This window comes from Parafrankia sp. EAN1pec, assembly GCF_000018005.1.
GTDB lineage: Bacteria > Actinomycetota > Actinomycetes > Frankiales > Frankiaceae > Parafrankia > Parafrankia soli.
In genome coordinates this window covers 2466160-2480564 of the sequence record NC_009921.1, presented here as the reverse complement: position 1 = coordinate 2480564, position 14405 = coordinate 2466160, and the positions used below count along the sequence as shown (strand labels likewise).

10 protein-coding genes are annotated in these 14405 nt (G+C 72.7%); 4 read left to right on the top strand and 6 right to left on the bottom strand.

Going from position 1 to position 14405, the window contains the following annotated elements; genetic code table 11:
• Nucleotides 1-30: 30 nt before the first annotated feature.
• Complete coding sequence (gene uvrA, locus FRANEAN1_RS10125) at nucleotides 31-2928, bottom strand: excinuclease ABC subunit UvrA (protein WP_020459661.1); 2898 nt, start codon at nucleotides 2926-2928, stop codon at nucleotides 31-33.
• Nucleotides 2929-3387: 459 nt separating this feature from the next.
• Here uvrA and FRANEAN1_RS10120 point away from each other — a divergent pair, with 459 nt between their 5' ends.
• The gene (locus FRANEAN1_RS10120) at nucleotides 3388-4056 is read left to right on the top strand and encodes an MBL fold metallo-hydrolase (protein ID WP_020459660.1); all 669 of its coding nucleotides are present in this window, start codon (nucleotides 3388-3390) and stop codon (nucleotides 4054-4056) included.
• 64 nt (nucleotides 4057-4120) lie between these two features.
• Here the strand turns inward: FRANEAN1_RS10120 and FRANEAN1_RS10115 are convergent, their stop codons facing one another.
• Nucleotides 4121-5161, bottom strand: coding sequence for a galactosyltransferase-related protein (locus tag FRANEAN1_RS10115; RefSeq protein WP_020459659.1), 1041 nt, complete (start codon nucleotides 5159-5161; stop codon nucleotides 4121-4123).
• A gap of 345 nt (nucleotides 5162-5506) precedes the next feature.
• Between FRANEAN1_RS10115 and FRANEAN1_RS10110 the strand changes: the two genes are divergently transcribed.
• On the top strand, nucleotides 5507-6031 hold the full coding sequence (locus FRANEAN1_RS10110; RefSeq protein WP_049795615.1) for a WYL domain-containing protein: 525 nt from the start codon (nucleotides 5507-5509) through the stop codon (nucleotides 6029-6031).
• Between the two features lie 25 nt (nucleotides 6032-6056).
• Here FRANEAN1_RS10110 and FRANEAN1_RS10105 read toward each other — a convergent pair whose 3' ends face one another.
• The gene (locus FRANEAN1_RS10105; RefSeq protein ID WP_020459657.1) at nucleotides 6057-7178 is read right to left on the bottom strand and encodes a TerC family protein; all 1122 of its coding nucleotides are present in this window, start codon (nucleotides 7176-7178) and stop codon (nucleotides 6057-6059) included.
• A gap of 243 nt (nucleotides 7179-7421) precedes the next feature.
• Nucleotides 7422-8717 (bottom strand): hypothetical protein, encoded by a 1296-nt coding sequence (locus FRANEAN1_RS10100; RefSeq protein WP_020459656.1) that lies wholly within the window; start codon nucleotides 8715-8717, stop codon nucleotides 7422-7424.
• 304 nt (nucleotides 8718-9021) lie between these two features.
• Here FRANEAN1_RS10100 and FRANEAN1_RS10095 point away from each other — a divergent pair, with 304 nt between their 5' ends.
• Together FRANEAN1_RS10095 and uvrB are read left to right on the top strand one after the other, a co-directional pair.
• Nucleotides 9022-10701: a helix-turn-helix domain-containing protein gene (locus FRANEAN1_RS10095; RefSeq protein WP_157472510.1), complete on the top strand. Its 1680-nt coding sequence runs from the start codon at nucleotides 9022-9024 to the stop codon at nucleotides 10699-10701.
• Between the two features lie 95 nt (nucleotides 10702-10796).
• Nucleotides 10797-12923, top strand: coding sequence for an excinuclease ABC subunit UvrB (gene uvrB, locus FRANEAN1_RS10090; protein ID WP_041253947.1), 2127 nt, complete (start codon nucleotides 10797-10799; stop codon nucleotides 12921-12923).
• Nucleotides 12924-12991: 68 nt separating this feature from the next.
• Here uvrB and FRANEAN1_RS10085 read toward each other — a convergent pair whose 3' ends face one another.
• Both FRANEAN1_RS10085 and coaE read right to left on the bottom strand, forming a co-directional pair.
• Nucleotides 12992-13732: a class I SAM-dependent methyltransferase gene (locus FRANEAN1_RS10085; RefSeq protein ID WP_020459653.1), complete on the bottom strand. Its 741-nt coding sequence runs from the start codon at nucleotides 13730-13732 to the stop codon at nucleotides 12992-12994.
• Nucleotides 13733-13737: 5 nt separating this feature from the next.
• A complete protein-coding gene (gene coaE, locus FRANEAN1_RS10080; RefSeq protein ID WP_041253945.1) occupies nucleotides 13738-14367 on the bottom strand; it encodes a dephospho-CoA kinase in 630 nt (209 codons plus the stop codon).
• Nucleotides 14368-14405: the final 38 nt, after the last annotated feature.

The window sequence follows — 14405 nt, the reverse complement described above, 5'->3', positions numbered from 1 at the left end:
CCAGACCTGACCGGGCACGGCCGCGCGCCGTCACAGCGCGGCCGCGCCGGCGAGCTTCGGCCGTGACTTCGGACGGGCGTCGACCCGGTCGCCGAGGATCTCCCGCAGGAAGGCGCCGGTGTGGCTCTCGGACACCGTGGCGACCGTCTCGGGAGCTCCCTCGGCGATCACCCGGCCGCCGCCCGTCCCGCCCTCCGGGCCCATGTCGACGATCCAGTCGGCGGTCTTGATGACGTCGAGGTTGTGCTCGATGACGATCACCGTGTTGCCGGCGTCGACGAGCCGGCCGAGCACGCCGAGCAGTTTCCGGATGTCCTCGAAGTGCAGGCCGGTGGTGGGCTCGTCCAGCACGTAGACGGTCCGCCCGGTGGAGCGTCGCTGCAGCTCCGAGGCGAGCTTCACCCGCTGCGCCTCACCGCCCGAGAGGGTGGGCGCCGACTGGCCCAGCCGGACGTAGCCGAGACCGACGTCGTTGAGCGTGCGCAGGTGCCGGGCGATCGCCGGGACCGCCGCGAAGAACTCCGCGGCCTCCTCGATCGGCATGTCGAGCACCTCGGCGATGTTCCGGCCCTTGAAGTGCACCTCCAGCGTCTCCCGGTTGTACCGGGCCCCCTCGCAGACCTCGCACGGGACGTAGACGTCCGGCAGGAAGTTCATCTCGATCTTGATGGTGCCGTCGCCGGAGCATGCCTCGCACCGGCCGCCCTTGACGTTGAACGAGAAGCGGCCCGGCAGGTACCCGCGGACCTTCGCCTCGGTCGTCTCCGCGAACAGCCGGCGGATGTGGTCGAACACGCCCGTGTACGTCGCCGGGTTGGACCGCGGGGTCCGGCCGATCGGCGACTGGTCGACCCGCACCGCCTTGTCGAGGTGCTCGAGGCCGGACACCGTGCGGTGCCGGCCCGGGACCTCGCGCGCGCCGTTGAGATGGTTCGCGAGCACGCTGGCGAGGATGTCGTTGACCAGCGTCGACTTGCCCGAGCCGGAGACGCCGGTGACCGCCACCAGGCAGCCGAGCGGGAACGACACCGTCACGTCCCGGAGGTTGTGCTCCCGGGCGCCGTGCACGGTCAGCGAGCGCGACTTCGTCGGCGCGCGGCGGATGTCGGGCACCGGGATCTGCCGCCGACCGGAGAGGTAGGCACCGGTCATCGACTCCTCGCTGCTCAACAGCTCCTCGACCGGGCCGGAGACGACCACCCGGCCGCCGTGCTCGCCGGCCCCCGGGCCGATGTCCACCACCCAGTCGGCGGCACGGATCGTGTCCTCGTCGTGTTCCACGACGATCAGCGTGTTGCCGAGATCGCGCAGCCGGACGAGGGTCTGGATGAGGCGGCGGTTGTCCCGCTGGTGGAGGCCGATCGACGGCTCGTCGAGCACGTAGAGCACGCCGACCAGCCCCGAGCCGATCTGGGTGGCGAGGCGGATCCGCTGGGCCTCCCCACCGGCGAGCGTGCCGGCGGAACGGTTCAGGGACAGGTAGTCGAGGCCGACGTCCAGCAGGAAGGCGAGCCGCGCGTCGATCTCCTTGAGGACCCGCCCGGCGATGGCCTGCTCCCGCTCGCTGAGCTCGACGCCGCGCAGGAATGCCGCGCACTCCCCGATCGACATCCCGGAGACCTCGGCGATGGAGCGGCCGCCGAGCGTGACGGCCAGCGACTCCGGTTTGAGCCGGGCGCCCCGGCACGCCGGGCAGGGCACGTCGCGCATGTAGCCCTCGTAGCGCTCGCGGCTGCTGTCGGACTCGGCGTCCGAGTGGCGGCGGCGCAGGAAGGCCATCACGCCTTCGAAGGACGTGTAGTAGGAGCGCTTGCGGCCGTAGCGGTTCGTGTAGCCGACGTGGATCTCGGTCTCGCCGCTGCCGTGCAGGATCGCCTTGCGGGCGCGCTCCGGCAGCCCCTCCCACGGGGTGTCCATCCGGAAGCTGAGGTCCTCGCTGAGCGCCGTCAGCAGCCGCTCGAAGTACTCCTTGTTGTGCCCGCCGGCCCACGGTTGGATCGCGCCCTCGGCGAGCGAGAGCGTCGGGTCGGGCACGACGAGGTCGGGGTCGACCTCCTTGCGGGTTCCCAGACCCGAACACTCCTGGCAGGCCCCGAACGGCGAGTTGAACGAGAACGACCTCGGCTCCATCTCCTCGAAGGAGAGGTCGTCGTACATGCAGGCCAGGTGCTCGGAGTACATCCGCTCGCGGTCGGGGTCGGCCGGATCCCGGTCGACGAAGTCGAGCAGCACCAGGCCGCTGCCGAGCTTGAGCGCCGTCTCGATCGAGTCGGTGAGGCGGCGCTTGGCCGACTCCTTCGCCGCGAGCCGGTCGACCACGACCTCGATCGTGTGCTTGCGCTGCTTCTCGAGCTTGGGGCACTCGGTGAGCGCGACGACGGTGCCGTCCACCCGGACCCGGGCGAAGCCGGAGCTCTGCAGCTCGGCGAAGAGGTCGGCGTACTCGCCCTTGCGGCCACGGACGACCGGCGCCAGGACCTGGAAGCGGGTGCCCTCGGGGAGCTCCAGGAGCCGGTCGACGATCTGCTGCGGGGTCTGCCGGGCGATCGGGCGGCCGCACTTCGGGCAGTGCGGGTGGCCGACCCGCGCGTACAGCAGCCGCAGGTAGTCGTAGACCTCGGTGATCGTGCCCACCGTCGAGCGCGGGTTGCGCGAGGTCGACTTCTGGTCGATCGAGACCGCGGGTGACAGGCCCTCGATGAAGTCGACGTCCGGCTTGTCCATCTGGCCGAGGAACTGGCGGGCGTAGGCCGAAAGTGACTCGACGTACCGGCGCTGCCCCTCGGCGAAGATCGTGTCGAAGGCGAGGCTCGACTTGCCCGAGCCCGACAGCCCGGTGAAGACCACCAGGCCGTCCCTGGGCAGGTCGAGATCGACGTCACGAAGGTTGTGCTCACGTGCTCCGCGGACGACAAGACGGTCAGCCATCGTCAGGTCCCTCGTGGTCTTCGGTCGGGTGTGGGTGACAGTCGGATACAGGTGACAGTCAGGTTTGGGTGACATCAGGTCTGGGTGACATCAGGTGTGGATGACAACTGTCGCGGCCTGCGGCAGGCATGCTACGGACGGGTTTGCGGCCCGTTACGCGGCCCCGCGGGCAGGCGCCGCGCCCTGGGCCCGGCTCCGCAGCGGCACCGGATCAAACGCGCGTTCGAACACGACCGACGCTACACGCCCGGGCCGACATGCCCGCACCGGCGGTGCCCGGCTCCGCGCAGGGGAACCCCGCGGGCCACATCCTTGTTCCGTCGAGGACACACGGCGGTCACGCCGATCAGAATGGATGCGCTCCGCGGATCATTCCACGCCACCCGGCCGCCACCACGGCGGTCCGGCCACGGACGGATCCGCGCGGACCAGTCCACGGAGAGATCGAGGAGAACCGTGATGAACATCGGCGCCGGATACACGGGCGAGGTCACCGTCGGCGGGCCGGCGGACACCCGCGAGCTCCCGGACCTCACGATCACCAAGGTGGCGGTCGGCCCGTTCGACAACAACTGCTATCTCCTGCGCTGCACCGCCACCGGCGAGCAGCTGCTCGTCGACGCGGCGAACGAGACCGACACGCTGCTACGCCTCGTCGGCGACAGCGGGTTGGCCACCGTGGTGACGACCCACCGGCACGCCGACCACGTCCAGGCGCTCGAGGAGGTCGTCGCCGCGACCGGGGCCCGCACCGTGGCGCACCCGCTCGACGCGCCCGCCATCCCGGTCCCGACGATGGACCCGGTCGTCGACGGCGACGAGGTGCACGTCGGCGAGGTCACGCTGCGGGTCGTGCACCTCGTCGGGCACACGCCCGGCTCCGTGGCCCTGCTCTACGACCAGGACGGCGACGCCCCGCACCTGTTCACCGGCGACTGTCTGTTCCCCGGTGGCCCAGGGAACACCTTCGGGGACGCCGCCGCCTTCGCCACCCTGATGGACGGCCTCGAGGCCAAGGTGTTCGGTCCGCTGCCCGACCGGACATGGATCTACCCGGGCCACGGAAAGGACACAACACTCGGCGCCGAGCGCCCGCACCTGGCCGAGTGGCGCTCCCGCGGCTGGTGAGACGGCGATCAGCCGCACCCGGCCCGGCGGTCAGCTGTATCTGACAGTCGGCTGTATCTGACGGTCAGCGGTACCCGGCGGTCACCTGTGGCGACCGGTCCGCGCGGGACGCCCGGGGCGCCGGCACCTGCCCGGGCGCGGCGGTGTCCATCCGGCCCAGGTCACGGCGGGTGGCGACCGGAACGGCCCGCCAGCGGGACCGGGTGGCGGGCTCCCAGCGAGGCTGGACCAGCCCCGTCGCGACGCCGGACAGGATCCTCGACGCGCGCAGCGCGTCGTGGGTCCGGCCGGTCGCGAGCTTGCGCAGCGCCAGCGCCGCCAGCTGCGCCACGTGGACGGCGAGCCAGCCCCGCCCGAGCGTGTCGCCGTGGCGCCGCGCGTAGATGGCGGCCGAACGGCCGAGTTCGGCGTACATCAGGCCGGCGCGGCCGACGGTCCCGCCGCCGACGTGGGTGACATGGCAGCAGTCGTCGATCCACGCGATGCGGCCACCGGACGCGTGCAGCCGGGCGAAAAGGTCCGTTTCCTCGTAGTACATCCAGTAGGACGGGTCGAAACCGCCCATCCGGAGGAACGCCTGGGTACGGATCGCGAAGAACGCCCCGACGGGATAGCGGAGCTCGGGCCAGCGTTCCACCGCGGCGGCCTCACCGCGCACCGCCGTGTACGCATTCGTACGGATACTCGGAAGCACCGCCGTGCCCCGGCCGGAGAGGCCGGTCTCGGCCCGCACCGGGAAACCCACCACGTCCGCGTCGGCGGGTATCGAACCGAGGATATCGGGAATCAGGTCCCTGGTCCGCTCAGGCATGGTCACGTCGCTGTTCACGACGAGCAGCCACTCGGGCGGGGACGCGGGCCGCGGCTCCTGCGCCGGGCCGGGCCGCAGCGCACGGAGCACGGCGATGTTCACAGCCGTGCCATATCCGACATTCCCGTGCCCCTCGTACAGCTCAACGCCCGCGGGCAGGTCTTCGTGCACCGTGCCGGGCCGGTTCTCGACCAGCGCGACCCGGCAGCCGGTAACCCCGGCCAGGGTCGCCAGAAGACGGTGGAGCTGGGGTGATCCACCATAGGAGACAACAACGGCCAGAAGGTTATGCATAGTCCGCCTTGAAGGAGAAACAGAGGGATTCGGGAAGCTCGGACGATCCCGGCAGCCTCAAAACACTAACGTGAGCGCCACACTGTCGCCCACATGACAATCGGCGCGTCGCCGAGTCATCAATTCGTATTAATAATAGGTAGCTCTCGTCGGCCGGTACGCCGCCGCCGGACCATGCCCGAGCGGGAGCGGCCGGCGCTCCACCCCGAAGCGTGTTGCGCCAGCAGCGCATGGGCTGGCTCAGCCAACTCGCTTCGATGGTCCGCGGACCCGGGTCGGGCCGACCTCGCCCCGGATCGGGTGATCGGCGGGCAACGGAGACATCGCCGTGGCACCGTGTTTGCCATGGTCCGCGCCCTGCTGCCGCCGGTGGCCCTCACCGAGACGCAGGCCGCGGCAGTGATGGCGGCGCTGGCCGCGCTCCAGGACGGGCCGTTCGCCGCCGACGCCGCCGACGCGCTGGGCGCCGTCCTCGACGCGCTGGGCGTGACCGGCACGGCCGCCCGCGAGGAGCTCACCGAAAAGGCACGGCGGATCGGCACGGACCCGGTCCGCGCCCCGCGGGGGGCGGTGGCCACCGTTGTCGAGGCGGCTCTGCTCGACGGAGTCGTCATCACGATCGACTACGTCGACGCCGCCGGCGCGGTCAGCGAGGGACGTCCGGTGGAGCCCTGGCTGATCGGTTTCACCGGGGGCCACTGGTACCTGTTCGCGTGGTGCCTGCGCCGGGGCGGCCCACGCTGCTTCCGGTGGGACCGGATCACGCGCGCGGAGGCGACGCGGACCCCGGTCCAGGAACGCGACACGATCGCGGCCTTCGGGATCCCGCCCACCGGGACCCACCCCGCGCCCGCCCGTCGACCCGCCTGAACCGGGTCCGCCTCGCCGGCGGCGGCTAGCGTCCCGAGTCCGCCACGTTGGCCGCCGGTGCGTCGGCCCGGGTGTCCGTGCCGGTCACCAGACGACCGCCACCGCCGACCCCACTGACTCCGCCGGCCCCACTGACTCCGCCGACCCCACTGAGCCCGCCGACCTCGCTGGACCCGCCGACCTCGCTGGACCCGCTGAGGCCGCCGGCCCCACCGTCGTGGCCGTCGTCGCCGTTCTCGGCGGGCGGCTCCGTCGTCAGCGACCAGACGATCGACCCGGCCAGCACGACCGCGATCACCGCGAGGGACAGCCAGATCGGCATGTGCCAGACGTCGGTGAGCAGCATCTTCACCCCGATGAAGGCAAGGATCACGGCGAGCCCGGTCGCCAGGTGGTGGAACTTCTCCATCAGCCCGGAGAGGAGGAAGAACAGCGACCGCAGGCCGAGGATGGCCAGTGCGTTGGCGGTGTAGACGAGGAAGGTCTCGTTCGTCACGCCGAGCGCCGCAGGCACCGAGTCGAAGGCGAACAGGACGTCCGCGGTCTCGACCGCCACCAGCACGGCGAGCAGCGGCGTGGCGATCAGCTTGCCCGCGCGCCGCAGGATGAAGTGCTGCCCCTGGTAGGTGTCCGTCACCGGGATCACCCGGCGCAGCAGCCGGACGGCCCTGCTCTGCCCGGGGTCCATGTCGACGCCGTCGTCGCGGACCATCTTGAACGCCGTGTACAGCAGGAAGGCGCCGAAGATGTAGATCACGAAGCTGAAGTTCTCGAGCAGCGCGATGCCGGCCGCGATGAACAGGAAGCGCAGCACCAGAGCGCCCAGCACGCCGTAGAACAGCACGCGGTGCTGGTACTCCCGCGGGACCTTGAAGTACGAGAAGATCAGCGCGAAGACGAACAGGTTGTCGACCGAGAGGCTCTTCTCGAGCAGGTAGGCCGCCGCGTACTCGCCGGCCGCGCCGGGGCCCTGCCAGGCCCAGATGACGAAGGCGAAGGCCACACCGAGCGACACCCAGCCGACGCTCCACCACGCGGCCTCCCTGAAGCCGATGACGTGCGCCCTGCGGTGCGCGATCAGGTCGATGGCGAGCAACAAGAGCAGGCCGCCAATGAAGGCGGCCCAGGCCCAGGCGGGCACATCCACGGAATCTCCTTTGGGTGGTACGGGGGGGGTCGCGGCCGGTGGCCGCGGTCACCGGCGGGGCTCACGGGCCCCGCCGGGAATGCTGTGCTCTGGTCCGCCGGGCGCCGTTGCCAGCAGCGTGACCAGAGCGGGTTCAGGACGGGCCGCCGGGCCCGCGCGCCGAGGGGGCCGCTCAGGCCCGGCGACGGCGGGGACGTCCGCCGGGAACCCGGCGGGACCGGGCTCTCGGCGCGACCGGTGAGCTCACCGGCGGCGGCGGCCGAAGCCGGTCGGGATGACCACCCGGCCGTGCAGCGGCGTGGTCTCCAGCGCCCGGGCCAGTTCGCCCGGGCCCACGGTGCCCACCATCCCGGGCAGGCCATCCGGGCCGTCGGCGACGACGACGATCACGCCCGCGGCGGGCCGGTGCGCCAGCCGCGACGCGACCGCGGCGAGCGGCTCCTCCGGACGGGCGGTGGCGACCCGGTCCAGCGGGATGGTCACCCGGGCCACCCGGGCCAGGTCGCGGTCGTCCGCGGGCACCGCGGCCAGATCACGCAGCAGGGTGACGCCGATCAGCGGCCCGGCGAAGTCCCGGACCCCGAACACCGAGGCGCGGGACGGGAGCACGGTCTCGTCCAGCGCGGCGGCGACTGTCTTCCAGGACGGCAGCGCCTCCGGGGCGGGGATCATCACGTCACGGACGAAGACCCCGCGCAGCGCGGCGGAGGTGCGCTCCTGCGTCTGCGCGAGCCGGGACGTCCCGAGCGCGAGCCAGCCGAGGAGAATCGCCCACAGGCCGACCAGCCCGACCAGGAAGGTGGCCGCCGCACCGAAGACGATCAGGGTCCACCCGGTGATGACACCCGCGCGGGCCACGGCCGCGCCCGCGGCCGCCTCGTCACCGGTGCGGCGCAGGACCCGGGCGGCGAGGATCCGCCCGCCGGCGCTGCGCGGTGCGGGCAGCAGGTCGACGACGGTGATGAGCAGGGCGAACGTGCCGACCCAGAGCGCCAGCTCGCCGACCAGGGCGAGCGTTCCGCCGGGGGCGAACGCGCCGGCGGCGACCAGCACCATCCCGGCGAGGGCCGTCACCATCAGGCCCGCACGGGCGACGGCGGCGTCGGCGAGTGCGTCACCGGTGGCCGGGGCGAGCGGGTCATCGGAACCGGCCGGGCCGGTACCGCCCAACGGGGCGCTACCGCCCGACGGGCCGGTACCGCTCAGCGGGCTGCCGTCACCCCGGTCCGTCGAGCGGTCGCGTGCGGGTGCGAGGCCCAGCCGGCTCCCGAAGGCGCCGAGGGTGATCCCGGTGACCGTGATCCCGGCCCTGCGCGCGGCGGCGGCCCGGGCCAGGTCGGCCCCGAGCAGGATCGCGACGAGCAGACCCGCGCCGAGCACGCCCCCGCTGAAGTAGGCGAAGCCCGGACGGCCCGGCACGGTGGCGGGGAGGGTGAGCGCGCCGAGCAGCACTGTCACGACCGCCACGGACACGAACAGGCCTGGGCGCACTGCGATCGGCGGCAGCGCCGTGGGGCGGGAGCCGTCCTTCGTGGACATGTCTCGGGTAGATCCTTTGCCTTTCACCGTCAGTCACTTCCGTCGGGGGCTTTGTGTTGCCGTGGTGGCACCTGGGCTGGGCGATGATCGCGGCGCCGGGCGGCCGACGGGCGGTGCGGGGATCGTCCCCGCGAGGGGCCGGATCCGCTCCGCGTCGGCCTGCCGTGGGCGCCCCGCAGGGCCCCGTACCAGGCTCAACGCTCAGCCTGCCCTTCGGTGTCCCGGCAGACACCGTCCGGAGTCCGCGACTTTGTCTACGATTTCCTTGCCGATACTCGGCAGCCGAGCGGGGGGAGAGCATGAGGTGACGAAACGGGATCAAACACCCAGGCCGGTCTTCCCGGACGATGACCAGCCAGCCGGGCTGCCCGGTACCAGCCTCACCCGGCTCCCCCGGGCCGCCGTGCTCGCGGCGGCCGACGCCCGCCTGCACGCCGGCCTGCTGGGCAACTATCTGGAGGTGCTCGCCTCCGCGGCCGACAGCGGCCGGCGGCTGTCCCGCGCCGAGCTCGACGTCTTCCGGGCGCTCGGCCAGGCCGCCGCCGAGTCCGGCGCCTCGCTGCCGGCGCTCGTCGACCTCTACCTCTCCGCGACCTGGCGGATCTGGCCGTCGCTGCCCGTCGTCCGCCAGGCCGACCGGGACGCGCGCGACCTGGGACGGACGCTGCCGGCGGTCCTGGACGGGCGGGTGCCGGCCGTCGCCCACGCCGAGCACTCCCAGCACACCGAGGACGGCGGTGATCCCACCGATCTCAGCGGGCTGACCGTCGGGGCGGTCTCGCGAACCCGCGCGGCGGCGTCGGCCGTCCTGCGGGCCAGCGACGACGCGGTCGCGGCGGTGTGCGAGGGCTACGAACGGGCCCGCGCGGCGCGGGCGCGCTCGGAGGAGGCGATGCGCCGCGAGCTGGTGGACGACCTGCTCACCGGCACCTCCGAGCTCGGGCCGCTGCTCGAGCGGGCGGCCGCCTTCGGGCTCCGGCTGGAGGCGCCACACGTCGTCCTCGTCGCGGCGGGCGGGCGGCGCTTCCTGGACGGGCGGGCGGTCGTGCGCGGGATCGAGGAGGCGCTGCGCGCGCAGTGCGCCACGGAGCCCCTCGTCGCGACCAAGGACGGGCTGCTCGTCTGCGTCGTCCCGCAGGAGACCGACCTGACCCTGCCCGTCCCGCCCACGGCGGCGATCACGCCGGACGACGGCGCCGCACCGGACCGCCGCCCCGCCGCCGGCCCGACGGCCGGGTCGGCCAGGGCCGGGGTGACCAGCGTGAGCGATCCCGCGTCGGGACGTCACCATCCTGTGCATCACCCCGTGCACGCCCGGCCGGACGGCGGCTCCGGGCACCCGAGGGCCGACCGGCCGACCCTCGACCGGGAGATCGCACGCCCACGGGCCACGGCGCCGCGGGGCCGGCGCCGGATGGACCCGCCCGGCCCCGGCGACGCCGGGTTCGCGCCGCTGCCGGCGTTCTCCCCCGCGGACGCGGCGCCGTCCACCGCCATCAGGGCGGTCATCGGGCGGCTGGGGGTGGAACCGGAGCTCGTGTGGCGGCTTGGGGTCAGCCGGCCCCGCAGCGGCGTCGCCGGCGTGCGCATCGGCTATGAGGAGGCCCGCAACGCCGTCGAGCTGGCCGGGCGGATGCGGCTGGACGGGCAGGTCGTGCACGCCGACGACCTGCTCATCTACAAGGTGCTGCTCCGCGACCGGGAACCGCTGGAGGAGCTCGTCGAGGCGGTGCTCAGCCCGCTGCGGGCGGCGCGGGGCGGCGCGGGGCCGCTGATCGAGACGCTCGACGCCTACTTCGCGACCGGCGGCGTGGCGCTCGCGGCGGCCCGCCGGTTGCACCTGTCGGTGCGCGCGCTCACCTACCGGCTCGACCGCATCCACGCCCTGACCAGGCATGACCCGACCTCTCCGACGGACCGGTACGTCCTGCAGACCGCGGTGCTCGGTGCCCGGCTGCTCGGCTGGGAGGGCACCTCGCGCTGAGGGGCACCGCCGCGTGGGGCCGCCGGGTGCCACCGCCGAGGTGGCCGGGGACCGCCGCCGGGAAACTGTCGGAGGCGTGTGGTGTTCTGGAACTCGTGAGCACAACGTTCGAACGCCCCACCACGGACTTCCAGCGCTCGGCCGCGCCGTTCGAGGTCGTCTCGGATTTCGCCCCCTCAGGCGACCAGCCGGCGGCGATCGAGGAGCTGGCCCGCCGCGTGCGGGCCGGCGAGAAGGACGTCGTGCTCCTGGGCGCGACGGGCACCGGCAAGTCGGCCACCACCGCCTGGCTCGTGGAACACCTGCAGCGCCCGACCCTGGTGATGGCGCCCAACAAGACACTGGCCGCCCAGCTCGCGAACGAGTTCCGTGAGCTGCTGCCGAACAACGCCGTCGAGTACTTCGTCTCCTACTACGACTACTACCAGCCCGAGGCGTACATCGCGCAGACCGACACCTACATCGAGAAGGACTCCTCCATCAACGAGGAGGTCGAGCGGCTGCGCCACTCGGCGACGATGAACCTCCTCACCCGGCGCGACGTGGTCGTCGTCGCCAGCGTGAGCTGCATCTACGGTCTGGGCACCCCCCAGGAGTACATCGACCGGATGGTCCGGCTGCGCGTCGGCGACGAGATCGAGCGCGACCGCCTGCTGCGCCGCTTCGTCGATGTCCAGTACGCCCGCAACGACCTCGCCTTCACCCGCGGAACGTTCCGCGTGCGTGGCGACACCGTCGAGGTGTTCCCGGTCTACGAGGAGCTCGCGGTCCGGATCGAGATGTTCGGCGACGAGATCGAGCGCCTGACCTACCTGCACCCGCTCACCGGGGAGATCGTCCGGGAGTCCCAGGAGGTCTTCGTCTTCCCCGCCACCCACTACGTCGCCGGGCCGGAGCGGATGGAGCGGGCGATCGCCGGCATCGAGGCGGAGCTCACCGACCGGCTGGCCGAGCTGGAGAACCAGGGCAAGCTGCTGGAGGCTCAGCGGCTGCGGATGCGCACCACGTACGACATCGAGATGATGCGCCAGGTCGGCTTCTGCTCCGGCATCGAGAACTACTCCCGGCACATCGACGGCCGGGCCGCCGGCACGGCCCCGCACACCCTGCTCGACTACTTCCCGGACGACTTCCTGCTGGTCATCGACGAGTCGCACGTCACCGTGCCGCAGATCGGCGGCATGTACGAGGGCGACATGTCCCGCAAGCGGAACCTGGTCGACCACGGCTTCCGGCTGCCGAGCGCCATCGACAACCGGCCGCTGCGCTGGGAGGAGTTCCTGGAGCGCATCGGCCAGACGGTGTACCTCTCGGCGACCCCGGGCCCCTACGAACTGGGGCGCGGGGACGGCGTCGTCGAACAGATCATCCGGCCGACCGGCCTGCTCGACCCGGAGATCGTGCTGAAGCCGACCAAGGGCCAGATCGACGATCTCGTGCACGAGATCCGGATCCGCGCGGAACGCGACGAGCGGATCCTGGTCACCACGCTGACCAAGAAGATGTCCGAGGATCTCACCGACTACCTGCTCGAGCTCGGCATCCGGGTGCGCTACCTGCACAGCGAGGTCGACACGCTGCGCCGGGTCGAGCTGCTGACCGAGCTGCGCCGCGGCGAGTTCGACGTGCTCGTCGGCATCAACCTGCTCCGCGAGGGCCTCGACCTGCCCGAGGTGTCGCTGGTGGCCATCCTCGACGCCGACAAGGAGGGCTTCCTGCGCTCGGACAAGTCCCTGATCCAGACCATCGGCCGTGCCGCCCGCAACGTCTCCGGCCAGGTCCACATGTACGCGGACAAGATCACTCCGTCGATGAGCAAGGCCATCGAGGAGACGAACCGGCGCCGGGAGAAGCAGATCGCCTACAACACCGAGCGCGGTCTCGACCCGCAGCCGCTACGCAAGAAGGTCGTCGACATTCTCGAGGACATGGTCCGCGAGTCGGCGGGCGAGGAGATGATCGGCGGCGGTGGCCGGGCGCAGTCCCGTGGCAAGGCCCCGGTACCCGGGATGAAGTCGAAGGCGGGGGACTCGGTCGGCCGGTACGCGGCGGAGCTCGCCGGCATGCCGCGCCACGAGCTCGCCCAGCTCATCCGCCAGCTCGACGACCAGATGCACGAGGCCGCCAAGGAACTGCAGTTCGAGCTGGCGGCCCGGCTGCGCGACGAGGTCAACGAGCTGAAGAAGGAGCTGCGCGGGATGGACGCCGCGAACGTCCGGTAGCCGCGCCAACGCCCGGCGCCGGAACCGGGCCGGGCCACCGGCGGAACCCGGGCGCCTGGCCGGGCCGGTCAGGCCGCGCGGCGGGCGTGTACCTCGAGGCGGACGTAGTCGACGGCGGGCCGGGGCAGCCGCTCGGCGACCGCCCGGACGAAGGCCGCGCGCTCGTCGGCGCCCAGCCTGACCAGGTGCGCGCCGAGCACGACCGTCTCCAGGTAGTCGTGCAACGCAGCCGGACCGTCGAACTGGGCGGTCTCGGCGCGCAGCCGGGCCTCGATGTCGACGAAGCCGGCCGCGGCGAGGCGCCGCTCCGTCTCGGCCGGCGCCGCGAAGTTCCACACCTGCGGAACCTCTCCGAGCACCGCCGCCAGGGCCGCCTGGACGGAGGCGATGTTGCCGTGGCCGCCGCAGTCGACCGAGAGCCGGCCCCCCGGCCGCAGGATCGCCGCGAGGTTGTCGAACACCCGCTGATGATCGGCTATCCAGTGCAGGACGGCCACGCTCAGCACGGCGTCGACCGGCTCGGCGATCGGCAGCGGGTCAAGCAGGTCCGCCGCGAGAATGGTGAGCCGTTCGGTGTCAGGCAGCCGCGCACGGAGCTGGTCGAGCATGCTCGCCGATGCGTCGACGGCGATGACCCGGCCGCGCGGGAGCGCCTCGAGCAGCGCCGCGGTGTCCCGCCCGGTGCCGCAGCCGGCGTCCAGCACGGTCTCGCTGCCGGTCAGCGCGAGCCGGGCAAGCGTGCGCTGCCCCCACAGCTCGTGCGGCAGCCGCAGCCGGCCGTAGGCGGCCGCGTCCCACTCCCAGGCCACGGCGCTCAGGAGCCGGGGCGGGCGGAGGGCTCGGCCAGCCCGGCGTCACGCCGGCGCAGCAGCTCCCCCCACACCTCGCCCACGCGTTTCCGTAGGTCGTCGAGCGACCCGCTGTTGTCGACCAGGATGTCGGCGACCGCCCGCCGCTGTTCGTCGGTGGCCTGGGCGGCCATCCGGGCCTCGGCCTGGTCCCGGGCGAGACCTCGCCGGGCGAGCCGCTCCAGACGCAGCTCGCGTGGTGTCTCGACGACCACGATCGCGTCGTAGCCGGGGCGCGGTCCGCCCTCGACCAGCAGCGGGATGTCGTGGATCACGACGGCGTCCGGCGGCGCGGACGCGATCCGGGCCGCCATCTCCGCCCGGATCAGCGGATGGGTGATCGACTCGAGCCGCCGCCGGCTCGCCTCGTCGGCGAACACCACGCGCCCCAGCGCCTCCCGGTCGAGGGCGCCGTCCGCCAGCAGCACGGACGGCCCGAACGCCTCGGCGACGGCGGCGAGGCCTGGCGTCCCGGGGGCGACTACCTCGCGGGCGATCCGGTCGGCGTCCACCAGATGGGCGCCGTGTTCCACCAGGAGTTCCGACACGGCGCTCTTGCCCGACCCGATTCCGCCCGTGAGGCCCACAATCAGCACCAGCCGAGTCTGCCAGGAGCCTCCCGTGCCCGCGACGG